Raw genomic sequence first — 22,666 nt, forward strand, 5'->3', positions numbered from 1 at the left:
AAAAGTGTGTAGCGGTTTTGGGCAACGACATGCATGACAAAGCCTTTGCCAGGCATCTCGATCGGAAGGCTGGATTGGATCGGAATGAAATATTGGATACGATAGCCCAATAGATAAAGCGATTCTGGAAATGCCTGCCATGTCGACTTCGCCCAAGCCTCTGTTGCAGCGCCAGACCGTCACCGCGATGGTCGCGGAATATATCGCCGCCAAGATCATCGGCGGCGATTATCCGGGCGGCCATCAGATTCGTCAGGAAGCGATAGCGGCCGAGCTGGGTGTCAGCCGCATTCCGGTGCGCGAGGCGCTTCTGCAATTGGAAGCGGAGGGTCTTGTCGTCATCAGGACGCATCGCGGCGCGGTCGTCTCCGATCTGTCGGCCGACGATGCGATCGACCTTTTCGATGCACGGCTCCTGCTGGAGCCCTTCCTCGTCAAGAAGGCCATCGCGCGCATGTCCAACCAGGATATCGCCAACGCCGAGCGGGCGCTTCAGGATTATGAGGCTGCTATTGCCAGGGGCGATCCGAAGGAACTTAGCCGTCTCAACTGGGCGTTCCACACGGCGCTGCTCGATCCCTCCATGCGGCCGCGTTCGATGGCGGTGCTGCAAACGCTCTACAGTTCGGCGGATCGCTATCTGCGCCTGCAGATCGAACCGCTGAAGGCCCAGACCAAGGCGCTGCAGGAGCATCGCGACATCTTCGAAGCCTATCGCCTGCGTGATGCGGTCGAAACCTCGAGGCTGCTCAAGAAGCATGTCGCCGACGCGGCCGAAGAGATCGTCAGTCAGCTCAAGCGGGGCGAGGCAGCCGGCTGATCCTGTCCCGGATTTTTTCTATTCCGGCCCCGTTCGCAGTCCCTTATTCACCGTGCAGAGTGTCGCCGCTTTGGCGGTCGAAGACATAGATGTCCTGTGGGTCGACAAAGAGGGGAAGTTCGGTTCCTCGTCGCAAGGAACCATCGGGCGGTACACGCGCGACGGCCTTCGTGCCAGCGATGGTGAAGTGAACCAGCGTATCCATTCCAAGAGGTTCGACGAGGCCTGCGGTGGCGTTGATCCTGTTTCCAGATTGGTCGCCTTTTGCGCCGGGCGACAGATGTTCAGGCCGGATGCCGAGGTCAACGACCTGTCCCGCCACATCGGCGAATCTGGTGACGTCGCCCGGCAGTTCGAGGCGTGTGCCATCGGACAGGACGCCGCTGAACTGATCTGCGTTTCGTTCGAGCGTCGCGCTGACGAAATTCATGCCCGGCGATCCGATGAACCCGGCCACGAACTTGGTCGCGGGCCTCAGATATAGCTCCTGCGGCGGCGCGATCTGCTCGATCCTGCCGGCATTCATTACCACGACCCTGTCGGCAAGCGTCATCGCCTCGATCTGGTCATGCGTGACATAGACGGTCGTGGTCGGCACCGCTTCGTGGATCTGCTTGATCTCGGCGCGCATCTGGACGCGGAGTTTGGCGTCGAGGTTCGAGAGCGGCTCGTCGAAAAGAAAGACCGCCGGATTCCTGATCATCGCGCGCCCCATGGCAACGCGCTGGCGCTGCCCGCCGGAGAGTTGCCTTGGTTTGCGTTTGAGCAGGTGCTCGATATCCAGGATCCGCGCGGTTTCAGTCAGTCGCGTCTGGATTTCGCCACGCGGCGTCTTCTTCAAACGCAACCCGAACGTGATGTTGTCCTCGACCGAGAGGTGCGGGTAAAGCGCGTAGTTCTGGAAAACCATGGCGATGTCGCGCTCTCCCGGCAACAGGTCGTTGACCCGCCGCTCGCCGATCTTGATCTCGCCGTCCGTTATCGTCTCCAATCCCGCGATCATGCGCAGCGTGGTGGACTTTCCGCAGCCGGAAGGACCGACCAGAACGACGAATTCATGGTCCTTGATCGAGAGATCGATCCCGTGAACGGTTCGCACGCCTCCATAGGCTTTCACGACCTTGTTCAGCTCGATGGCGGCCATCGGACCCTCCGGTGCTGGATCTCGGCGACTATCTATCGCGGACGAGGACGTTGTCGCTCTCGAGCCAGAAAGGCGCGAAATAAAGCGGTGTCGAGGAAAGCGGCAGGATGTCCGGCCGCAGGTCCACACCGAGTTTGTTTTTCATGAAGTCGCGACGCGCCGCCATGCGCTTGAAGACCGCCGGATGTTTGATCTCCAGCTCGGCCCGAAGCGCTTCATCGGCAAGGACGACCGCGTCCTCGCAGTTCAGCGCCCAGCCATCGGCGATCGGCGTCGGGATGATATCGACCTGAAAGTGCATGCCGGAGCGGATGCGATCCCCGGACCCTGGCCGGACCGGGCTGTGTGTCCATTCCTCGTAGCCGCCGAGATGGCCCGGGTTGAGCGCCGGCTTCAACTTCGCTTTCGCGAGCGTCGATGTCACGGCTTCATGGAGAGTGCCGCCCTCGACGCCGATCGCCGCCGTCTCGTACCAGGAGATCAAGCCCTGAAAGTAGCCCTTGGCGATGGCGAGAAACGTGTCGTTCGCGACATCGAAAAGACCGGCTCGCGAGGAAAGACCGCCCCAATGTCCGACCGCGGTCGTCACGCCGTCGCCACGCCTGAGCTTGCGGCCTGTTGCGCTTCGCAGGCCAATCACAGGCTCGCTCTTGCTGGCCGATGCGAACATGGTGTGGACGTTCAGCGGGTCTCCGGCATAACCCATTCGCGCGACCGCATCGAACTCGCTGTCGCCCTCCTGCACTCCCGAAACAATCCGCCACATTGCCAACGAACTGCGCGATGCAGCCCATTCGAACGCTGCGATCTGATCGGCATCGATGGTGACGGCAATGCCGTTTTCAGGATGCATCAGAACATGGGTCGCGTCCCGCAATCCGCCGGAAGCGCCGACCGCCCGCTGGAACGCCTGCACGTAGACGGCGGGAACGAAATAGCCAGTTTCGGCAGCATCGTCCTCGAATGGTTCGAGATATTTCCAGCCCACCAGCCCTATCGTGTCGCCCGTCTTTATTCCAGCGTCGCCAAGACGATCGGAAAAGCGCGGGAAACGGGAACGGTCCTGCGCCATGAGGCTCAATGTCTGGGCCAGAAGCACGCTCATCCCGGGCAGGCGCGCGAGCGGAGCATAGCTCTCGGATTCGTTGCCCGTGAGGAGCACGCGCTTGTCGTTTGGCCCAAGCAGGAGGAAGGCTTCCTCGAAGCGCGGCTCGAAACCCGTCAGAAAAGCGATGTTGCCGAAATGCTCCCGGTCCGCATAGACCGCCAGCCAGTCGCATCCTGCCTTGTCATAGGCAGCGCGGACGCGCGCATCGTATATCTCAACGGGAATGTCCGGCCTTTCGCCGAGGGAACCGAAGTCCGGCAACCGAACGGATGTGAGTGAAATGGTCATTTGGCGTCCTTTTTTGTGTCGGTGCAAGAGTAGCGAAGATCGACTGCAAGGGAGATCAATCGCCGTAGATCCGGGCCTGCGCGTCCCAGGCAAAATCCTTGTCGAGAGGGTAGGTTGGGCGTGGCAAGACGTTCCATTGGAGCCGCGTCATGTCCAATTGAGAGGTGCCGTCGCTCAGCAAGAGGATATGCCGGGCTGAGATGTCCTCGAGTTGCGGGTGGAGATAGCCAAGCTTGACGACATACGCCTTGTGCCTGGTCGGATCGATGTCCATTGCCAGGAAATGGTGCGGCGTGGTTATGCCTATGGCGTTGGCGTGGAATGTTGCAATGACATTGCCGCTGCGAACCTTGGCCCAGGCGCCTTCCCTGGACCGGTATGGCTGGAAGCCCGGCAGCACCAGTTCTTCTCCGCATGCCTCGACGAGCACGCTCACGCGATACGCCGTCTTCGGGCGGGAAAGGTGCTCGCTTCCCAACTCGATCTCGACCGTCGAGCCGACCCCGGCCTGGACAAGCCTGCGGACGGTTTCGGGAGCGGTAATGCCGGCGACGACGATGTCGCGGACCTGTTCGTCTTCAAGCGCTGCCTGCAATACAAGGGCCAGGTCTCCGGCTGCGCCCGCCGTCGTGTTGTCTCCGGAATCGGATACGAAAACGGGACGCTCCGGGCATTCGACCGCGAGCCGCAGCCCGTGGCGAACCTCCGCGGTCTCCATCTTGAGATTGAATTCGGCGCGTCTGGCCCATATCGCCTGCGCCAATCGTGTCGCCTGCGCGCGCGCGACCTCGGCATCACCATCGCTTACCGCAATCGCCGACACGGCGGTCCACGGCCTGTCGTTCCACGCGAACCCCACAAGGATGTTGGCTTCCATCATGCCGGGCACGCTGTCATATTCCGCCAGTGCGCCATAGAGGCTTTTCGCCGGTTCCAGTGCCGTGACCGCAGTCTCACCAGGGACGAGGATTGGCAGGCTGACCACGGATTTCTTGGGTGTGATGCCGGTTCGAATGACCCGGACAAGCTGGTCTGCCGTCCGGTACCCCGTCTGCCTGTCGTCACGATGTGGCGCGGTGCGCAGAACGCTGATCACTGTTGATGCGTCGAGAAGTTCCGGTGTCATGTCGCCATGCAGATCAAGCGACAGTCCGATCGGCACATCAGGTCCGAGGGCATTCCTGATGGCACGGATGAAATCGGTGTCCGCGTCGACCTCCAGCCCCTGGACTTCCAGCGCGCCATGATTGGCAATCAGCATCCCATCGAACGGACCGTGCTCGCTGATGAGCGCGAGCGTCTTGTCCTTCACCTCTCGATATGCCGACAATTCAAGCGGGCCCCCGGGCAATGCCGTGGCCCAGTACAACGGCACCGTCTCGACGTCGCCGTCCTCCGCCATGCGCGCCAGCATGCCTCGGACCATCCAGACATCGCCTTCGGACATCTCCTGGCCGGTGTAGTGCTGTATCGCGTCCCATGTGGTTGGGACCGGGGAGGCGAGCATGATCTCGATGGAGAGGCCGACAATAGCTATGCGCATTCTCTGACTTTCGAACTGACCTGAGCTGAATTCACGGGAGAACGTGGGGGGAATCGAGGCCGGTGACACCATCAAGCGCGAGCGCGACACCGCCGAGAAACGGGCTGACGGTCGACAATTGCGAGAAAATGACCTTGGTCTGAACCGACATCGAAGGATGCGCCAGTCGTTGCAGGGCGCGCTCGACAGCCGGGCGCAGGTAAGGCTCGGCGCTGGCCATATCGCCGCCAAGGCAAACCAGCGGCGGATTGAAGATGTTCACGAGACTGGAAATTGCCGAACCGAGGACGGCGCCGGCATTGTCGAGCACGCCGACAACCACTTCGTCATTGGCGCCGGCGCGCTGCATTATGTCCTTGAACGAGGATGGCCGATTGCCGGTCAGCCTGCCGATCTCCTCGGCCAGTCCGGGCTCGGAAAGGTACGGCGAAAGGCAACCCGAGGCGCCGCAGGAACAATAGCGGCCCTGCGGGACAACCTTGATGTGTCCCAGTTCGCCTGCCAGTCCGCTGGCGCCGCGGTAGATGTCACCGTCAAGGAACAAGGCGCCGCCGACGCCCGAGCCCGAAAACAGGTAGATGAAATCCTTGGTGTCGATGCATTCACCGAACATGTATTCCGCCATCGCGGCGGCCTTGCCGTCATTGCCCGCGAAGACGGGCGCATCGAGTGCGGCGGAGAACATGTCCACCACCGGGACCCCGCGCCATCCAAGGACGGGTGCGTGAAGCAGCACGCCTTCGTCGGTGAGCAGACCCGGAAGCGAAATGCCGACACCGAGCGTGTCGCCGGTGCGGCCGCATTCACTGACGATTTCCCTGACCCCCCGGGCGACGAGGTCGGCGACCCCGTCGAGCTTGCCGTTGAAGGCCTGGGCCCTCGAGGACAGGGGGATTCCGTCGAGCGCGGCAGCGACATAGCCGATTGTGTCCGCCTCGATCTGGACGCCGACGATCAGGCCGCTTTCAGGAGAAATGGTAAGACCTTCCATGGGGCGGCCAGGTTTGTTGCTGGTCGCCACGGGACTGCGTTCGACTAGCCCCAACTCACTGAATTGATTGATAATTGAGGAAACGACCGACTTGTCGATGCCTGTCCTTGCGACGATGTCGCGCTGCGAAACATTGGGCTCGATGCGTATCCTGTGAAAGATCGCATTGGCATTGAAATGCCTGATGTACGACTTGCTCAAGCCTCGCTCCGATATTTTTCTTGTTATGAGAATAATTGATACGAGGAGATCAGCCGCATTGTCAATTGCCGGTCCGCCGCCGAATTCGCCGTTTCGAAAAAATGAACTAAAAACAATGCAATAGGTGAGATCGTCGGTCGATCGCATTCGACGGAGCGGATATTTTGCGTGCAATCTGTTGACGTCTGTTAATTTTTGGCGGTAGGTTTTTCTTGTTCACAGAATATATGCCAAGGGACACCAACGCTCGGCTCAACAGAGGGTAGAACAATGCGTAACTTGAAGTGGATCGGCGTGGCGCTTGGCATGCTCGCCGGCGCATCAGCGGCCAGGGCCGACGGCCCGAAGGAGCTTTGGCATTACTACGCGGCCGGGTCTGAAAAGGCCGGTATCGAAGCCCTGATCGCTTTTGCCAACAAACAGAATCCCGACAACCAGATCGTCGGCAAGGTAATCCCGGGCAACGCGGTTGAAATGCGTCGCCAGCTGCAGACCGCGTTCATGGGAAACACGCCGCCGGCCGCATATCAGAGCTCGATGGCCTTCGAGCTCAAGACCTTCGTCGACAGCGGCAAGCTCCATGATCTTTCGGAGACCTGGGCGAAAATCAAGGGCGACGAGATTTTCCCGGAGGGCGTGCAGCGCGTCGTCAAGGTCGACGGCAAGCCCTATGGCATTCCCTATGATTTGTCGCTGATCAACAACATCTTCTACAGCAAGGCGATCTTCGAAAAGGCCGGGCTTCAGCCTCCCAAGGACTATGAAGGCCTGGTGGCCGTCTGCGACAAGCTGCGCGCGGCCGGCGTCGAGCCTCTGGGCAATGCAGGAGGCCCGTTCTGGAGCCTGTACAATTTCTACGCGCCGCTCGTCTCCTCCGTCGGCACCGAGGGCTACTACAAGATCGCGAGCGGCGAGCTCGGCTTCGACAGCCCGGAATTCCGCAAGGCTCTCGAGCTTTACCGCGATACCATGGTCAAGTGCTACGCCAAGAACTGGAGCGGCAAGACCTGGACCCAGACGGCTGACGATGTCGTCAACGGCAATACCGGGATGTTCATGATGGGCGCCTGGGCGGCGGCCTATTTCAAACAGGCGGGTTTCGCACCCGTTGAGAAGTTTGACGTGTTTCCTGCACCGGGCACGGAGGGCAAGGCCATATTCCAGATGGATGCCTTCGCCGTTCCGGAAGGTCCGGTCGACACGCTCGAAACCGCCGAGAAATTCGTCATCTCGGCGGCGTCGGCGGAAGGCCAGGCGACCTTTGCCGTGCCGAAGGGCTCGCTCGCGCCAAACGTGACCGTCGATCCGTCGATCTATGATGCCGTCGGCGCCAAATTCGCCAAGCAGCTGGCGGATGCGTCGAAGGCCAACGCGGTGCTGCCGAACCTGTTCTTCCTGCTGCCAACGAAGGTCGGCACCGAGCTTGGCGTCCAGCTCGAGAAATTCGCGATCGACCCTTCCGATGCGAACGAAAGCGAGTTGATCTCGACGCTTGAGAGCCTCCGGCAGGAAGCCCAGGCGGAGGGCGCTTACCTGAAGTGGTGATATCTTGTTCGGGCCGGCACATGTCGGCCCGGCCTCCCTGGAACATCCGGGAAAATCCGATGCTCGAACAGAGCTGGAGCGGCGGTACAATTCGACTTGAAAAGTCCGCCGCTTAGGATCTTGCGCGGCAGGCATCGGCTCACAAGAGAACAATTCGACATGCCCGACTTCCAACTCATGCGCCGGAAGCTTCAGACCGCGGGGATGACCCACGCAATCTTCCTGTCGCTCCCCGTAACCCTTTTTGCGATTTTCTATGTCTATCCCATCATTTCCACATTCAATTTGTCGCTTCACAGTTGGGATGGTTTCTCGCCCACGCCGAAATATGTCGGGCTGCGGAACTACGTCGTTCTGCTTCACCAGTCGCGCTTCTACCATGCCGTCCTGAACAACATTTCCTGGCTCGTCTTCCTCTTGCTTGGACCGACAAGCCTCGGCCTGCTCCTGGCGACCTTGCTCGACAGGGGAATGAAAGGCGAGGCGGTTTTCCGGGTCGTCTTCTTCCTGCCCTTCACCATCCCGGCCGTCGCCGTGGCTGCGATCTGGCGCTGGATGTATGAGCCGACCGGCGGTCTGCTGACGACGATCCTTCAGTCGGTCGAGCTGGGCGGCCTGGCCCAGAACTGGTTGGGCGACCCGTCGATCGTCAATTTCGCGCTCATGGGTTCGATGCTGTGGTGGACGACCGGTTTTGCTTTCCTGGTGTTCTTCGCGGGCCTTCGCAATATCCCGGTGGAGTACATAGAGGCCGCGAGGATCGAGGGGGCGACGCCCTGGCAGGTGTTCTGGAAGGTCAGCTTCCCGCTTCTATGGCCCTCGACGATCGTCGTCCTCGGCATGGCAGCGGTCGACGCGATGCGCTTGTTCGACATCGTCTGGGCGATGACCAATGGCGGCCCCGCATACGCATCCGAGGTGCTCGCCACACAGATGTACGATACTGCGTTTGGCAGGTTTGAAATGGGCCGCGCCAGTGCGATCTCGGTCTACCTCCTCGTGATCGCCGGTCTCATCATCATGCCTTACATCCACCAACTGGCAAAACGCGTCCAGGACGCCGAGGCGGAATAGGATGAACACAGCGGTTGCCAGGCGCACGGCTCTACCCTTTTCGATCCTGGTGGCGGCAGCGGTGATATTTGCCGCGCCCTTGGTCGTCGCGCTCCTGACGTCGCTCAAATCGCCATCCGAAATAACGCGGGTGATCGCGCTGCCGAACGAGCTCTACTTCCAGAACTACGCCGTCGCTTACGATCGGATGGGGCGAAGTTTCCTGAACTCGATTGCGATCACGGTGCCATCGGTGATCTTCTCGCTGCTGGTGGGCGCGATCTCAGGCTATCCGCTTGCCTATATGCGCGGAGCCGGCGGACGGGCGGTCTATTTCTTCCTGCTGACGGGCATGCTCGTGCCGTTCCAGATCGTCCAGATTCCCTTGTTCTTCCTGATCAGGTCGATCGGTCTTTACGACAGCATTCCCGGCATGTGGCTGGTGCACACCGCCTACAGCGTTCCCTTCTGCACCTTCTTCATGCGCAATTTCTTCGCCTCGGTGCCAAGGTCCATGTATGAGGCGGCGCTCATCGACGGCTGCACCCCGGCCGGTTACTTCTGGCGGCTTCTTCTTCCGGCATCGGGATCGGGTCTCGCCGCGCTTGCGATTATCCAGAGCCGTGCCATCTGGAACGACCTGCTTTTCGCCATCACCCTGACGACGAGCGACAAAGCGACGCCTGTCACGGCGACGATAGCCGGCTTCGCCGGCAGCCTGCAGGTCGAGTACGGTCCGCTGATGGCGGCCACGCTTATCTCGCTTCTTCCGGTGATGGTCACCTATCTGCTCTTCCAAAAGGCATTCGTGCGCGGCCTGCTTGGCGGAGCCGGCAAATAATCCAGCCCTCCATCCGGGTCGCGACCGTCTGGCCAGTGCTCCTGTCCGCGGCCCGCTCGCTAAGGCAGCCAATGTCCGCGGTTCCGCGGCGAAATTCTTCAAAGGAAATCAAAGTCAGGTTCAAGCGGCAGAACGATTTCGTTTGACTCCGATGATTATTGTATCCAATATCCTGTAAAGCAAGGTTGTCTGAGCTGCCAACAAAAAAGGGGAACTCACCATGACGCGCAAAGCAGGAGACGAAGCCAGTTCAAGCTTGTTCACATCGGCGATCAGCAGGAGGGCCGCTCTGACCGGAATGGCTGGCCTGGGGGCCGGGGCGTTCCTGTTGAGACTGTCCTCGCTGCCGGCGCAGGCGGCTGCCGGGGGCGAACTCCAGGTCATGGCCTGGGAAGGCTATGACCTGACCAGCGAACTTGCCGACTGGCGCAAGACAAACGGCGTAACGGTGGAGACCACATCGATCGCCAATCAGGACGACGTGCAGGCAAAGTTCGTCGCCGGCAACCCGCCGCCGATCGATCTGGCCGAATACAATCAGGCCTATGCGGATCTCTATATCAGGGAAATGAAGATCGTAACTCCGATCGATGTCTCGAAAGTGCCGAACTACACCTCCGACAATCTCTTCAGCCAGTTCTATGACCAGCCGACCTGGTTCGCCGACGGGCAGCATTGGGGATCACCCTATATCTGGGGCTTCAACACAATCCTGTTCAATGCCGACAAGCTGGCCAAGCCGGCATCCTATGCCGACCTGCTCGATCCCTCGCTCAAGGGCAAGATCGCCATCATGGACGACACGGTGAGTTCCTGGCCGGTCGCGGCGCGCGTTGCCGGCCTTGGCGAGAAATATCCACTGCTGACCAAGGACGAGCTTGGCAAGGCTTTCGCGGAATTCTCCAAATACCGCGATCAGGCCCGCGTCATCGCCCTCAACCAGGGCGAGCTTGTCAACCTCATGGTTTCCGGCGAGGTCGTTGCGGCACTTTGCGCCGATCCCTCGATCATCACGCAGACGGACCAGCAAAACATGAAGATCGAGATGGCCATGCCGAAGGAAGGCCCGGTCCTGTGGGTGGATGCCTGGTTCATTCCGATTTCGGCGGACAATATCGAAGCCGCCCATGCCTTCATCAACCAGTCGCTCGATCCTGCCGTGCAGGCCAAGGTCGCCATGGCGGTGGTTCAGGCGCCGGTTTCCAAAAAGGCGGTCGCGCTGCTCGACGAGAAGTCGCGCAGCCGCATCGACTACAATGCCATCGACAGCATTTTCGCCGCCGGCCTGCCCGGCATTCCGCCGCGGGCATCCGACACCCATGCCACCTATGACGACTGGATCGCGGCATGGCAGGAATTCAAGGCAGGGATGTAGACTTCCCCCGTTGCAACAGGCTGAAGTGAGACATGGCTATCGGCGTGATTGCCGATAGCGCGTTTTTGCGTGGGATAGGTCCATGAAGGCACCAAGCATGAGGATGGGTGGCCTGCTGGCGGCCCCCGCCGTTCTGTACATGGTCGTGTTTTTCGTCGTGCCGAGCCTGATCCTGTTCGTCTACAGTTTCTGGACGGCGGCCTCGTACAGGATCGTGCCGGACTTCGTGTTTTCGAACTATCTGAATTCGCTAATGTCGCCTCTGTTCTGGAAGGTGACGATCAACGCCATCCTGATCGGGCTGGTCACGGCGTCGATCACGCTGGTACTCGCGGTCCCGGTCGGCTATTACCTCGTCTATGTCAGCCGCTCGCAGGTCATCCTCTATCTTATCCTGATCACCTGGTTCTCCAGCTATCTGGTCCGCATCTATGCCTGGCGCACCTTGCTTGGCACCAGCGGCGTCCTCAACACCATTCTGATTCAGGCCGGCATCGTCGACACGCCTGTCGGCGTGTTCCTGTTCAGCCGCTTTGCGGTCGCCATCACGCTGATCCACATCTACCTGCCGTTCTGCATCCTTTTGGTGGTGTCCTCGCTCAGCGAGATCAAGAAGGATCTTGTCGACGCCGCGCGCGATCTTGGCGCCTCTCCGCTCGGGGCCTTCTTCCGCGTTATCGCGCCCAACGCGGCCAACGGCCTGGTCGGCGCCTTCATGCTGACCTTCGTCATGGTTGCGGGCGACTATGTCACGCCGCAGATGCTGGGCGGCTCGTCGGGGCAGACGACGGGGCTGCTGATCGCCGATCAGTTCCGCAAGACTGGCAACTGGCCGCTGGGTGCCGCCCAGGCCTTCCTGATGTTTCTGGTGTCGATCGCCATTTACTTCGCCGTGATGGGGCTTGGACGCGCCACGGGCCTGGTCGTGAAACGCCGGCCTATAGGGAAAGCGGGGGGCTGACGCAGTGGTGCTGAAACTGGTGGTCTGGTCGATCCTGGCGTTCCTGTTGATGCCGCTAGTGATCATCGTTCTCTTCTCGTTCCATGCGAGCCCTTCGCTGTCGTTTCCTTTTGCCGGCTTCAGTCTGCGCTGGTACGCCGAAGTGCTGGGCAATGCCCAACTCGGCTCGGCCTTGCTCAAGAGCCTCACCGTCGCCGGCTTCACCGCCTTGATCACGCTGGTCCTCGGGGCGGCCGCTTCGCTTGCCTGGCTTCGCCTGGGGCATCGCGGCCGCGCCTTGCTGGAGGTGCTGTGCCTGACGCCGATCGCACTGCCCGGCCTCTTCGTCGGCGTCTCGCTTCTGGTGCTGTTCGCCCAGGCCCGCGTCCAGCTCTCGACGGTCACCATCGTCATCTCGCATGTGGTGCTGGCCCTGCCCATCCTGATCGTGGCGATGCGCGCCCGGCTTGCCTTGTTCGATCGCTCGCTCGAGGAAGCGTCGCGCGACCTCGGCGCCAGTCAGATGCAGACCTTCGGCAAGGTGACGCTGCCGCTGATCGCACCGACATTGATCGCCTCGGCCATATTGGCATTTGCCGTGTCTTTCGACGAGTTCGTCGTGACCTCCTTCGTCGCCGGCACCGAGACGACGCTGCCCATGTATATCTGGTCGATGATGCGCCGCACCGTCACGCCGCTCATCAACGCCATCTCCACTCTCGCTCTGGTGTTCTCGGTCGCCATCCTCTTCATCGCCTGGCTCATCGGCCATCTGCGCAGAAGATCGGCCGTCGCCGGCCGCACCGTGTCATAAGGATCGACAGGCATGACAATCCGCCCGCCCGTGATCGAGATCACCGCGGCCCAGAAAATGTTCGGTTCATTCCAGGCGCTGAGCGACATCAACCTGTCCATCGAACAGGGCGAGATCGTCACCTTGCTCGGCCCCAGCGGCTGCGGCAAGACAACCCTGATGCGGCTGATAGCCGGCTTCGAGGCGGTGACCGCCGGCACCATCAGGATCGATGGCAAGGACTGTGCCGGGCAACCTCCCGAGCGGCGGCCGGTGAACATGGTCTTCCAGCGCTATGCGCTTTTTCCCCATCTCGACGTTTTCGAGAACGTCGCCTTCGGCCTCAAGGTCAAGGGCACGCCCAAGGCGGAAATCCGCGAGCGGGTCCAGCGCATGCTGCACATCGTTCAACTCGACAGCTACGCCAACCGCTATATCAACGAGTTGAGCGGCGGCCAGAGCCAGCGCGTGGCGCTGGCCCGGGCGCTGGTCAATGGTCCGAAAGTCTTGCTGCTCGACGAGCCGCTTGCCGCCCTCGATCTGAAGATCCGCCAGCACATGCTGGTCGAGATGAAGCGCATTCACGCCGAGACCGGCGCCACCTTCGTCTATGTCACGCACGACCAGGACGAGGCGATGATCCTCTCCGACCGCGTCGTTCTCATGGAGAAGGGTCGCATCGTGCAGATCGACCGGCCCGAAACCATGTACGCGGCGCCGAAATCGCTGTTCGCCGCCAAATTCCTTGGCGAGACCAATTTGTTCGAGGCGGCAATGGCAGGCGATAACGCCCTCGGTATGACAGCCGTCACCGGGTCGGGGCTGCGCTTTCACAGCTCTATCGTTCCAGCCAGCGAATTGCGCGGCAAGGTGATCGTCTCGATTCGACCCGAATCCTTCCGCTTCAACCGGGACAATGACACCACGCAATCGGCGACCGGGCAGGTCGAGGATGTCATCTTCATAGGCAGCAGGTCGTTCTACACCATCTGTCTGGCCGACGGTGTTCGCGTTCGTGTCCAGGTCCAGCGCAGCACGCGCACAAGCCTGCCGAAACCGGGTGAGAAGACGGAAATTTTCTGGGACTCCGACAACGTCGTCATCCTTCCGCAATCCTGAAATCCCGAACACATGGCTGGCGCTACGCTGGCGATATAGGCAAGCCCGCCCGAACTTTGTGCCCGTCAGCGCTCCAGGCAGATGGCGACGCAGGGCCATTAGACAATCTCGGCAGCGACGAGGCCATCCGGCACTGGGAAGAGGTCGCGGCGCTGAAACGTCTCGGCTACCCCGAAGATATCGTCGGGCCGATGTGCTTCTTCGCTTCGGACCAGTCAGCCTTTGTCACGGGACAGGCGCTCAACGTCTGCGGCGGTATCTACTTCCACTAGCAGTTCATCCCAAAATCTGCCGTCAGCCCCCGATTCTGGTTGTTGCTACGTGCGCGCCAACCAGTTTTCGAGTGTCAGTCCGGGCACGCGCGAGAACTCCCGCTCGTTATCCGTTACTAGCGTCGCATTGACGGCAAGCGCTTGCGCGGCGATCCAAGTGTCATTCGCTCCGATCGCCGTTCCCTGGGTCTCAAGGAAAGCTCGAATTTTCGCGTAGTGACGCGTCGTATCGTAATCAACCCCGACCAACGGGAGTCGTCGAGCCAGGGTGGCCAATCGCGCACGATCGCGGTCGCCATAGGCGCTCTTTTCTGCGCCGAATTCCAGTTCGCCCAGAACAATGGCCGAAAGCCGCATGGTGCTCAGTTGCTCCGACTCCAGCCGTTTACGCATCTCTGCTCGCCCTTTCAGGGCTGCAATCAGGATATTGGTGTCCAGAAGATAAAGCGATGGCACGGGCTTAACCGTCCAGCGAAGCCACATCTTCAGCCGGTTGGTCCTCCGGTGCCATTAGATCAATCTCGTCGGCATCGGTCCAGAAGTCCCGAAACGCATCGGCTGCCAAGCGGGGATAGTCCGGAACCAGGCGCGCAATTACCTTGCCGTGCCTCGTAACGGCGATTTCTTCACCCGCTTCGACTTCGGCTAGCAACGCCGAGAAGCGGGCTTTCGCCTCAACGACCGTTATATTTTTCATCGGCGTTCCCATAAAATGACCATATGGTCAGAATATAGGCGCAAGCCCACGACTCGTCAACGACCGCTCCGTTCGCTTCCAACGATCGCACTTGCGAAGCTCGAATCAGCGCGCGGCTTCGCGCAGCACGAATTTCTGGATCTTGCCGGTCGCGGTCTTCGGCAATTCGCGAAAGACGAAGCGTTTCGGGATTTTGTAGCCGGCTAATCTTGAACGACAAAATGCGACCAGTTCTTGCGTCCCGACCTCTCTTCCCGCCTTGGTCTCGATGAAGGCGCACGGCACCTCGCCCCATTTCTCGTCCGGCATGGCAACGACCGCTGCCAGCAGAATGGCAGGATGCTGGTGAAGCACATTCTCGATCTCTAGGCTGGAGACGTTCTCACCGCCCGAAATGATGATGTCCTTCAACCGGTCCTTGATCTCGATGGCGCCGTCCGGGTGCACGATGGCGAGATCGCCGGTGTGAAACCAGCCGCCCGAGAAGGCGCTCTCGCTCGCCGCCGCGTCGCGATAATAGCCGGCCATCAGTGTGTTGCCGGAAAGCTGGATCTCGCCCATGGTCTTGCCGTCGGCCGCCACCGGCATTCCTTGCTCGTCGGCAACCTTGACTTGGCTCGCCGTGATATGCCGCACGCCCTGGCGTGCCAGGAACGCGGCCTTTTCTCCAGCGCTCGCCGTCGCCAGGCGGCCGGGCAGTTCGCACAGCGTCGCCGGACCGTAGGATTCGGTGAGGCCGTAGAGATGGACCAGGTCGACGCCCAGCGCATCGAGCTGTTCGATCAAGGTGCTGGTTGGCGATGCGCCGCCGGTCGCCACCGTGACGCGCTTTTTCCAGGGCGCCGGCAGGGCGCCGGGGATGGTTGAGCAGCATGTAAAGCACTACCGGCGCGCAGGAAAAATGCGTCACCGCGTGGGTCTTGAGGGCACCGAAAACCAGATCCGGATCGATCCTGTCGAGGCAGACATGCAGGCCGCCCGCGGCTGTCACCGCCCAGGTGTGGCACCAGCCGTTGCAGTGGAACATCGGCAAGGTCCAGAGATAGACCGTGTCGCGATCGAAGCCGAGCGCCATGACATTGCCCAGCGCGTTGAGATAGGCGCCCCGGTGGTGGTAGACGACACCCTTGGGCCGCCCGGTCGTGCCTGACGTGTAGTTGAGGCAGATCGGCTGCCATTCGTCGGCAACGCCTGATATTTCGAAGCGGTCTTCTCCGGGATCACCGGCCAGGAGATCGAGCCTGTCCTCGCCGCTGTCTTCGCTTTCCGCCAACAGCACGACGCGAACGCCGGCAACGCGTCCCGCCTGCCGCGCAATGTCGATGCTTCCAGGGTCCGCCACCACGATGCGGCTGCCGGAATGGTCGAGTATGTAGGCGACGGTGTCGGCATCGAGCCGGGTGTTGATGCTGTTGAGCACCGCGCCGATGGAAGGCACCGCATAATGGGCGGCCAGCATCTCAGGCCGGTTGGAGCACATGAAGCTGACCACGTCGCCAGCCCCGCTCTCCTGCCTTCCAGGCCATGCGGCAAGCCGCGCCGCGATACCGCCGAATTGCCGGTAGGTCCAGCGCCGATCGTTCCAGGCGATTGCCGGGCGATCGGGATGGACTGCCACGGCGCGCGCCAGGAAATCCGCCGGCGTGAGCGGGTGGAAATTCGCCGGCCGGCGCGAAAGATGTGGCTCTGCCTGCATACCCCTGATGTCTCTAAGGTTTTAGCGTCTCGACGAACCAGTCTCGGGCCATCGCCGCCGCCACCTTGACCTTAGACTGGTCCGAATAGAGCGTCATATGCGAAGTGTGCGGCAGCACTTCCAGTTTCTTCTTCGTCGACGGAATCTGGTTGAAGGCGCCGATTTCGAGATCCCACAAAGTCAGATCGTCGCCCTCGGCCACGATCATCAGCGTCGGCGTGTTGTAGATGCGCTTCACGAACGGCCCGACATCGTAATTCATCAACAGCTCGACCGACTCCACCGTGCTGCGGTTCTCGTAAAGCGGCGCTTCCGAGGCCTTGATGGCCATGAAGGTACGCACCGTTTCCGGGAACGGCCAGGCCGAGACTTCCGCAGCCGAGTTTTCGGTCGCATGCGGCAGATAGAGCCGTTCGCCGGGTTTTTCATAGCGAAGCTTGCGATCCCTGAGCACGAGATCCCAGAGCGCCCGGTACTCCATCGTTCCATGCGCGCGCCGCATGTTCTCGTAACCGTCGATCACCGGAATCTGGCTGACGATGGTTTTTACGCGCGGGTCGATGGCGGCGAGGATCAGAGCATGGCCACCCGAGTAGGAAATACCCCAGACGCCGATGCGGTCGGGATCGACATTGTCGTGACGCTCGAGGAAGCTGATGGCGTTCTGGTAGTCGCGGATTTGCTGCCAGGGATCCAGGTGCTGGCGGTTATCGCCGTCGCTGACGCCCAGATTGCGATAGTCGAAGATCAGCGCATTGATGCCCGCATCGGCGAATGCCTGGCCATAGGTCGGCATGACGATCTCGCGCACATAGCACCAGCCGCCGGCCAGCACCACGGTCGGCGCGCGCTTCGATGCGTTGGCCAGATACAGCCAGCCACGCACGGTCGTGCCTTCGGAGTTGAATTCGACGTCCACTCGCTTGGTCATGAGATTTCCTCTGCTAGTCAATCGATTGCATTTTGAGTTGAAATTTTCGCGCGCGGCATATCCGTCAGCTCCGGTAGCAGACGGTGCGTGCCGCCTCGGCGATCCGCGCCGCGTTGGGGATGAGTTCGCGTTCCAGTCCGGAATTGTAGGGCATCGGGACATCGGCCATCCCGACGCGCGCCACCGGCGCGTCGAGCCAGTCGAAAGCGTTTTCCATGATCAGCGCCGAGATTTCGGCGCCGAAGCCGTGCGTGGTCCAGCCCTCATGGACGACCACGCAACGGTTGGTCTTGCGCACCGAAGCCAGGATAGTCCCGCCGTCCAATGGCCGTAGGGTTCGCGGATCGATCACTTCGGCCTCGATGCCGTCGCGCGCCAGCTCGCGCGCCGCCGAAAGGGCGACGTCCACCATCGCCATCGTCGCGACGATGGTGACGTCCTTGCCCGGCCGGCGGATCGCCGCCTTGCCGATCGGCAAGGCATAGGGCGCCTTCGGCACCGGGCCGCGGCTCTGCTGATAAAGCAGCTTGTGCTCGATGAAGACGACCGGATTGTCGTCGCGGATCGCCGCCGCCAGCAGGCCCTTGGCATCGTAGGGATTGGACGGCGCCAGCACCACCAGCCCGGGGATATGCGCGAACCAGGTCTCCAGCGACTGCGAATGCTGAGCGCCAAGGCGGATGCCGCCGCCCTGCGGCCCACGGATCACCAGCGGGATACGCGCCTCGCCGCCCAGCATGAAGCGCAGCTTCGCTGCCTGGTTGACGATCGCATCCATCATGTGGGTGATGAAGTCGAAGAACTGCACCTCCACGATCGGCCGCAAGCCGGTCAGTGCCGCGCCGACGGCGGCATTGGCAATGACGTTTTCCGAAATCGGCGTGTCCCGCACACGCTCGGCCCCGAACGCCTGCTGCAGGCCTGCCGTGCACTGGAACAGCCCGCCGATCCGGCCGACATCCTCGCCAAGCACGACGACATGATCGTCGCGCGCCATTTCCTGGTGCATGGCCTCGCGCACCGCCTCGACATAGCCGAGCTGGCGTGACCCGGCTTCCGGCTCGGAGGCGGCGGCCAGTGACGGCGCCATGACGGCCGGAAAAAGAATGTCCATCGCCGGTTCCGGCGCCTGCCCGGCAGCGGCGATCACCTGTTCGATTTCGGCGTCCGCCTTCGCCGCGATGGCGTCGATGCGCTTCTGGCTCACCTGGCGCTGCTTGAGCAGTGCCGTCATCTTCAGGATCGGGTCGCGCCGCCGCCACTCTTCTTCCTCGGCCTCGGGACGGTAGCGCGGCAGATTGGTTCGCATCGAATGATCGCCGGAACGGTAGGTCATCGCCTCGATCAGGCTGGGGCCTTCGCCGGCGCGTGCCCGTTGCACGGCGATGCCGACGGCATCTCTCACGACGACCGCGTCATTGCCGTCGATGGTCTCGCCAGGCATGCCGTAGGCGACCGCGCGAGTGGAAATCCTTGGCACGGCGGAAGCCTGCTCGACCCCCAGCGACAGCCCATAGCCATTGTTCTCGCAGACGAAGATCACCGGCAGCTTCCAAAGTGCTGCGAGATTGAGGGATTCGTGGAAAATCCCTTCATTGGCCGCGCCGTCGCCGAAGAAGGCAACGCACACCTGTCTGGTGCCGCGGATCGTTGCCGAGAGCGCCGCGCCCGTGCCGATGCCGAGCCCGGCGCCGACAATGCCGTTGGCGCCGAGAATGCCGCGGTCGAGTGCCGCGATATGCATGGAGCCGCCGAGCCCATGGCCATAGCCGGTGATACGGCCGAACAGCTCGGCCATCATCTTGCCGGTGTCGGCGCCCTTGGCGATGCAGTGGCCATGGCCGCGATGGTGCGAGACGATGTAGTCGTCGTCGCCGAGCCCTGCGCAGGCGCCGACGGCGATCGCTTCCTGGCCGACGCAGGAATGCGCCGTGCCCTTGATGACGCCCGACTTGAACAGCTCCGCCGCCCGCTCCTCGAAGCGGCGGATGCGCCACATGTCGAGAAAATAGGTTTCAAGCTCGGTGGTCTCCAGCATGGGAGACACCGCAGCCGAAACCGTATTTTCCCGACGCGCCATACTCATGAAAAGAGGCTCATGTGAACAGGCAGCCGCCATTGACGTCGATGGTGGCGCCGGTCAGGTACGAGCCGTCCGGTCCGGCCAGGAAACTGATCGCCGAGGCGATCTCCGACGGGTAGGCGGCGCGACCAAGCGGGATCTTGTCCCACTCCGTCTTCTTCATCTCCTCGAAGGTCACGCTGCGCTTCTCTGCCTCCTCGCGCAGCGCGTCGAGATGCATACTGGTGGCGACATTGCCGGGCGCCACGGAATTGACCCTTATATTGTCGGCCGCAAGCTCGGCCGCCGTCGTATGGGTCAGCGAGATGACGCCGGCCTTCGATGCGCAATAGGCGCCGAAAAAGCCATGGCCGCTTTTGCCGTACCAGCTCGAAACCGTGACGATCGAAGCGCCTTTTGCCGCGCGCAGTGCGGGAATGAAGTGCTTCATCAGGAACACGTTGGCGCGCAGATTGACGTTGAAGACGCGGTCCCACTCGGCAATGTCGAGCGTTTCGATCGAGCCGACCTGCTGCAGCACACCGGCAACCAGGCCGAGGAACTTCAGCGGCGCCCCGATCGAGGCGATCGCGGCGTCGATCGAGCCATACTGGTCGGGGTTGGTGATGTCGGCGGCGACGCCGATCACCTTCTGCCCGTCCTCGGTCTTTATGCCCTTGGCGACCTCGGCCACATTGTCGAACTGGTCGATGAGCACGAGCGACCATCCATCGGCGGCGAGCCGTTCCGCCGTCGCCCGCCCGATGCCACCGGCAGCGCCGGTCAAGACTCCCGTTTTCGCGCTCATTGCAGGATCATCCCGCCGTCGATCAGCAGCACCTGACCGGTCATGTAGTCGGATTGCGGTGACCACAGGAAGCGCACGGTGCCGACGACATCGGACGGCTTGGCGACGCGGCCGAGCAGGATCTGGCTGGCCAGCGAATTCATCGCTTCGCCCGGCGCCGAGCTGGCGCCCATCGCCAGCAGGTCGGCGTCGAGCTTCTCCCAGAGTGGCGTGTCGACGACGCCCGGACCGAACGCGTTGACCGTGATACCCTTGCCGGCGAGCGCGCGTGCACCGGCCTGTGTCAGGCTGATAACGACGGCCTTGCTGGCGGAGTAGGGGGCGAAGTCGGCAAAGCCGGTGCGGCCGGCGATGGAAGCGGTATTGATGATCTTGCCCTTGATCCCGCGCTCGATCATCGCCTTGGCGGCCTCCTGGATGCCGATCAGCACGCCAAGCGCGTTGACGTCCATGATCGCATGCCAGGTCTTCTCAGTGGCCTCCAAGAAAGGCTCGGGCTTGTTAAAGCCGGCATTGTTGACCATGACGTCGATACCGCCGAATTGCTTGCAGCAGGCGGCGACCGCCGCCTTGACCTCGTCGCGCTTGGTGACGTCGACCTTGCTGAAGACGACGCGCCCGGCATGGTCCTTCGAAAGCTCCTTGACCGTCTGCTCGCCGACGGCCGGATCGATGTCGGCGATGACTACCCCGTAGCCATCGTTTAGCAACGCTGTCGCTATTTCCCTGCCGATGCCTCGCGCGGCGCCCGTAACGACGGCGCCGCCCTTGTTGTTCTCACTCATCCCGAAATCTCCTCTTTTTGAAATCTTGCACGGGCTCAGGCCCGCGCCGGTTGCAGTTTGCGTTCGCGCCGGCGAAGCCAATAGTCGAGCAGCAGCATGGCGAGCAGGATGCCGCCGATGACGATGCTCTCGAACGAACCCGGTATGCCGCCGATCGACACGGCCGACGAAATCAGCCGAATGATCAGCGCGCCGAGCAGCACGTTGAGGATGGTGCCGCGCCCGCCCTCGAGCGGCACGCCGCCGACGACGGCGACGGTGATCCCCGAAAGCAGGAAACTGTCGAAGCCGATGCCCGAAGCGGAGCCTGAGCGCAAGGCCGCGAGAATGCCGGCGCTGGCGCCGAGCATGGCCGATCCCGCGAAGGCCGTCATGTGGACCGGCAGGGTGGCGACGCCGGAGCCGCGCGCACGCTCCAAATTGCCGCCGACCGCGTACATCGACAGGCCGAGCCTTGTGTAGCGCATCAGCAGGCCGACAATGATGACGACGGCAAAGCCGATCAGGCCGAGCAGCGTCACTGGGCCAAACTGGGCGACCAGCGCATCCGAGGCCCAGAACAGGTCCGCCGGCAGAATGGCTGGGCGCTGCGGCGCCATCACCAGAGCCAGTCCACGCAGCGCGATCAGCATGCACACCGTCAGCACCAGCGAGTTCACGCCGGTCTTTTCGATGATATAGCCGATGACCGCGCCGTAGAGACCGGCGGTGATCAGCGCCGCCGCGATGCCGAGCGCCAGCGAGGTCTCCGAGAGCGACAGCGCCATGATCGCCGCCACGGCGGCGACTGAAGCGACGGCAAGGTCGAGCTCGCCGACCACCATCGTCAGCATGATGCCGGTGCCGACCAGCGCGATCAGGCCCATATTCTCGGTGATGGAGGCGGCATTCGAGATGGAGGCGAAGCCCGGCATGACGAACGAGAAAACGACAAGCAGCACCACGCAGATGGCGAGCCGGACCTGGAAACCGGTATCGAGCTTGAGAGCGTTTCTCATGAGCCGCGCGCCTTGAGCAGTCGCATCGACAAGAGCACGGCGGCCGCGAGCAATCCCTTCAGCAAGTCGCGCACGCCGGCATCGATGCCGAGCAGGAGCATGATGTTGCCAAGCATGGTCAGCACGATCGCCCCGAAACCGGCGCGCCAGAGCTGGCCTTCGCCGCCCTGGATGGCGATGCCGCCGACCAGGATGGCGGCGACGACATCGATGGTCAGGCCGCGGAACATATCGCTCTTGGCTTGCGACACCTGGCCGACCACGAGGATGCCGACAAGCGCCGCCGTCAATGCCGCGGCGACGAAGGCGATCATGACGATGCGGCGGGTCGGCACGCCGATAAGGTTCGCCGCCTTTGGATTGGCGCCGGTCAGCACCATCTGGCGGCCGAGCTTTGTCCGCGACAGGAACAGCGAGCCGAGCACCAGAAGCACGACGAAAATGATCGCCTGGTTGGGAATGCCGAAGGTGGTGCCGCCGCCCAGCCACGCGATCGGATTGGGACTGAGCGTGATCGTTCTGTTGTCGGCGAGCATGACGACACTGCCGAACAGGGCCGAGCCGAAGGCCAGCGTGGTGACGATCGGGTTCAGCCCGCGCGAAACCAGATAGCCCTGGACCAGCCCGAGGATGATGGCCACGGCGAAGGCCAGCAC

At 62.0% G+C, this 22,666-nt stretch carries 22 protein-coding genes and 1 pseudogene; 9 read left to right on the forward strand and 14 right to left on the reverse strand.

Translation table 11 applies throughout. The features are described from left to right. Window positions 1-139 precede the first annotated feature (139 nt). Window positions 140-820, forward strand: coding sequence for a GntR family transcriptional regulator (locus MESS2_RS19320; RefSeq protein WP_157357769.1), 681 nt, complete (start codon window positions 140-142; stop codon window positions 818-820). Window positions 821-863: 43 nt separating this feature from the next. On the opposite strand, the gene MESS2_RS19325 is transcribed toward MESS2_RS19320, so the two are convergent. The 4 genes from MESS2_RS19325 to MESS2_RS19340 are packed head-to-tail and all read right to left on the reverse strand — an operon-like array spanning window position 864 to window position 6,095. Next, complete coding sequence (locus MESS2_RS19325) at window positions 864-1,964, reverse strand: ABC transporter ATP-binding protein (RefSeq protein WP_008876106.1); 1,101 nt, start codon at window positions 1,962-1,964, stop codon at window positions 864-866. 28 nt (window positions 1,965-1,992) lie between these two features. Next, window positions 1,993-3,360 carry a M24 family metallopeptidase gene (locus MESS2_RS19330; RefSeq protein WP_008876107.1) on the reverse strand — a complete coding sequence of 456 codons (1,368 nt, stop codon included), beginning with the start codon at window positions 3,358-3,360 and terminating at the stop codon, window positions 1,993-1,995. A 55-nt stretch (window positions 3,361-3,415) separates the two neighbouring features. After that, complete coding sequence (locus MESS2_RS19335) at window positions 3,416-4,975, reverse strand: M81 family metallopeptidase (RefSeq protein ID WP_083918605.1); 1,560 nt, start codon at window positions 4,973-4,975, stop codon at window positions 3,416-3,418. Then, window positions 4,935-6,095 carry an ROK family transcriptional regulator gene (locus tag MESS2_RS19340; RefSeq protein WP_008876109.1) on the reverse strand — a complete coding sequence of 387 codons (1,161 nt, stop codon included), beginning with the start codon at window positions 6,093-6,095 and terminating at the stop codon, window positions 4,935-4,937. The genes MESS2_RS19335 and MESS2_RS19340 overlap by 41 nt, the downstream gene beginning before the upstream one ends. A gap of 270 nt (window positions 6,096-6,365) precedes the next feature. On the opposite strand from MESS2_RS19340, the gene MESS2_RS19345 reads away from it, so the two are divergent. From MESS2_RS19345 to MESS2_RS33035, 8 genes are all read left to right on the forward strand, one after another. Further along, a complete protein-coding gene (locus MESS2_RS19345) occupies window positions 6,366-7,640 on the forward strand; it encodes an ABC transporter substrate-binding protein (protein WP_008876110.1) in 1,275 nt (424 codons plus the stop codon). Window positions 7,641-7,844: 204 nt separating this feature from the next. Continuing rightward, on the forward strand, window positions 7,845-8,714 hold the full coding sequence (locus MESS2_RS19350) for a carbohydrate ABC transporter permease (protein WP_157357771.1): 870 nt from the start codon (window positions 7,845-7,847) through the stop codon (window positions 8,712-8,714). A 1-nt stretch (window position 8,715) separates the two neighbouring features. Continuing rightward, a complete protein-coding gene (locus tag MESS2_RS19355; protein ID WP_008876112.1) occupies window positions 8,716-9,534 on the forward strand; it encodes a carbohydrate ABC transporter permease in 819 nt (272 codons plus the stop codon). A gap of 220 nt (window positions 9,535-9,754) precedes the next feature. Next, a complete protein-coding gene (locus MESS2_RS19360; protein WP_008876114.1) occupies window positions 9,755-10,909 on the forward strand; it encodes an ABC transporter substrate-binding protein in 1,155 nt (384 codons plus the stop codon). An 82-nt stretch (window positions 10,910-10,991) separates the two neighbouring features. After that, window positions 10,992-11,870: an ABC transporter permease gene (locus tag MESS2_RS19365; protein ID WP_008876115.1), complete on the forward strand. Its 879-nt coding sequence runs from the start codon at window positions 10,992-10,994 to the stop codon at window positions 11,868-11,870. 4 nt (window positions 11,871-11,874) lie between these two features. Continuing rightward, complete coding sequence (locus tag MESS2_RS19370; RefSeq protein ID WP_008876116.1) at window positions 11,875-12,663, forward strand: ABC transporter permease; 789 nt, start codon at window positions 11,875-11,877, stop codon at window positions 12,661-12,663. Window positions 12,664-12,675: 12 nt separating this feature from the next. Next, the gene (locus MESS2_RS19375) at window positions 12,676-13,761 is read left to right on the forward strand and encodes an ABC transporter ATP-binding protein (protein WP_008876117.1); all 1,086 of its coding nucleotides are present in this window, start codon (window positions 12,676-12,678) and stop codon (window positions 13,759-13,761) included. A 56-nt stretch (window positions 13,762-13,817) separates the two neighbouring features. Further along, the gene (locus tag MESS2_RS33035; protein ID WP_008876118.1) at window positions 13,818-14,033 is read left to right on the forward strand and encodes an SDR family oxidoreductase; all 216 of its coding nucleotides are present in this window, start codon (window positions 13,818-13,820) and stop codon (window positions 14,031-14,033) included. Between the two features lie 45 nt (window positions 14,034-14,078). Here MESS2_RS33035 and MESS2_RS19385 read toward each other — a convergent pair whose 3' ends face one another. From MESS2_RS19385 to MESS2_RS19425, 10 genes and pseudogenes are all read right to left on the reverse strand, one after another. Then, entirely contained in the window at window positions 14,079-14,489 is a 411-nt protein-coding gene (locus MESS2_RS19385; protein ID WP_008876119.1) for a PIN domain-containing protein, read from the reverse strand. A 4-nt stretch (window positions 14,490-14,493) separates the two neighbouring features. Further along, window positions 14,494-14,730 (reverse strand): type II toxin-antitoxin system Phd/YefM family antitoxin, encoded by a 237-nt coding sequence (locus tag MESS2_RS19390; RefSeq protein ID WP_008876120.1) that lies wholly within the window; start codon window positions 14,728-14,730, stop codon window positions 14,494-14,496. A gap of 105 nt (window positions 14,731-14,835) precedes the next feature. Continuing rightward, window positions 14,836-15,549, reverse strand: a complete 714-nt coding sequence (locus MESS2_RS33855) for an AMP-binding enzyme (RefSeq protein WP_008876121.1) — start codon at window positions 15,547-15,549, stop codon at window positions 14,836-14,838. 82 nt (window positions 15,550-15,631) lie between these two features. Then, a pseudogene (locus tag MESS2_RS33860) lies at window positions 15,632-16,426 on the reverse strand (AMP-binding protein); the annotation flags it as partial. A gap of 13 nt (window positions 16,427-16,439) precedes the next feature. Further along, window positions 16,440-17,357 (reverse strand): alpha/beta hydrolase, encoded by a 918-nt coding sequence (locus tag MESS2_RS19400; protein ID WP_008876123.1) that lies wholly within the window; start codon window positions 17,355-17,357, stop codon window positions 16,440-16,442. A 64-nt stretch (window positions 17,358-17,421) separates the two neighbouring features. Beyond that, on the reverse strand, window positions 17,422-19,395 hold the full coding sequence (locus MESS2_RS19405; protein ID WP_008876124.1) for an alpha-ketoacid dehydrogenase subunit alpha/beta: 1,974 nt from the start codon (window positions 19,393-19,395) through the stop codon (window positions 17,422-17,424). Window positions 19,396-19,453: 58 nt separating this feature from the next. Next, window positions 19,454-20,227 carry an SDR family NAD(P)-dependent oxidoreductase gene (locus MESS2_RS19410; RefSeq protein WP_008876125.1) on the reverse strand — a complete coding sequence of 258 codons (774 nt, stop codon included), beginning with the start codon at window positions 20,225-20,227 and terminating at the stop codon, window positions 19,454-19,456. After that, window positions 20,224-21,012, reverse strand: a complete 789-nt coding sequence (locus MESS2_RS19415; protein WP_008876126.1) for an SDR family NAD(P)-dependent oxidoreductase — start codon at window positions 21,010-21,012, stop codon at window positions 20,224-20,226. Before MESS2_RS19415 ends, MESS2_RS19410 begins: the two co-directional genes overlap by 4 nt. 35 nt (window positions 21,013-21,047) lie before the next feature. Next, window positions 21,048-22,010 (reverse strand): ABC transporter permease, encoded by a 963-nt coding sequence (locus MESS2_RS19420; RefSeq protein ID WP_008876127.1) that lies wholly within the window; start codon window positions 22,008-22,010, stop codon window positions 21,048-21,050. Beyond that, the coding region (locus MESS2_RS19425; protein WP_040593528.1) for an ABC transporter permease at window positions 22,007-22,666 on the reverse strand (660 nt) is incomplete at its 5' end. The genes MESS2_RS19425 and MESS2_RS19420, both read right to left, overlap by 4 nt.

Origin of the sequence: Mesorhizobium metallidurans STM 2683 (assembly GCF_000350085.1) — a bacterium.
Lineage (GTDB): Bacteria > Pseudomonadota > Alphaproteobacteria > Rhizobiales > Rhizobiaceae > Mesorhizobium > Mesorhizobium metallidurans.

What these genes read in the sequence shown, in the direction of transcription:
- MESS2_RS19330 (WP_008876107.1), bottom strand. Translation starts at nt 3,360, where the DNA reads ATGACCATTTCACTCACATCCGTTCGGTTGCCGGACTTCGGTTCCCTC.
- MESS2_RS19320 (WP_157357769.1), top strand. Translation starts at nt 140, where the DNA reads ATGTCGACTTCGCCCAAGCCTCTGTTGCAGCGCCAGACCGTCACCGCG.
- MESS2_RS19350 (WP_157357771.1), top strand. Translation starts at nt 7,845, where the DNA reads ATGACCCACGCAATCTTCCTGTCGCTCCCCGTAACCCTTTTTGCGATT.
- MESS2_RS19420 (WP_008876127.1), bottom strand. Translation starts at nt 22,010, where the DNA reads ATGAGAAACGCTCTCAAGCTCGATACCGGTTTCCAGGTCCGGCTCGCC.
- MESS2_RS19365 (WP_008876115.1), top strand. Translation starts at nt 10,992, where the DNA reads ATGAAGGCACCAAGCATGAGGATGGGTGGCCTGCTGGCGGCCCCCGCC.
- MESS2_RS19410 (WP_008876125.1), bottom strand. Translation starts at nt 20,227, where the DNA reads ATGAGCGCGAAAACGGGAGTCTTGACCGGCGCTGCCGGTGGCATCGGG.
- MESS2_RS19405 (WP_008876124.1), bottom strand. Translation starts at nt 19,395, where the DNA reads ATGCTGGAGACCACCGAGCTTGAAACCTATTTTCTCGACATGTGGCGC.
- MESS2_RS19390 (WP_008876120.1), bottom strand. Translation starts at nt 14,730, where the DNA reads ATGAAAAATATAACGGTCGTTGAGGCGAAAGCCCGCTTCTCGGCGTTG.
- MESS2_RS19375 (WP_008876117.1), top strand. Translation starts at nt 12,676, where the DNA reads ATGACAATCCGCCCGCCCGTGATCGAGATCACCGCGGCCCAGAAAATG.
- MESS2_RS19400 (WP_008876123.1), bottom strand. Translation starts at nt 17,357, where the DNA reads ATGACCAAGCGAGTGGACGTCGAATTCAACTCCGAAGGCACGACCGTG.
- MESS2_RS19360 (WP_008876114.1), top strand. Translation starts at nt 9,755, where the DNA reads ATGACGCGCAAAGCAGGAGACGAAGCCAGTTCAAGCTTGTTCACATCG.
- MESS2_RS19355 (WP_008876112.1), top strand. Translation starts at nt 8,716, where the DNA reads ATGAACACAGCGGTTGCCAGGCGCACGGCTCTACCCTTTTCGATCCTG.
- MESS2_RS19335 (WP_083918605.1), bottom strand. Translation starts at nt 4,975, where the DNA reads ATGGTGTCACCGGCCTCGATTCCCCCCACGTTCTCCCGTGAATTCAGC.
- MESS2_RS19325 (WP_008876106.1), bottom strand. Translation starts at nt 1,964, where the DNA reads ATGGCCGCCATCGAGCTGAACAAGGTCGTGAAAGCCTATGGAGGCGTG.
- MESS2_RS19415 (WP_008876126.1), bottom strand. Translation starts at nt 21,012, where the DNA reads ATGAGTGAGAACAACAAGGGCGGCGCCGTCGTTACGGGCGCCGCGCGA.
- MESS2_RS19345 (WP_008876110.1), top strand. Translation starts at nt 6,366, where the DNA reads ATGCGTAACTTGAAGTGGATCGGCGTGGCGCTTGGCATGCTCGCCGGC.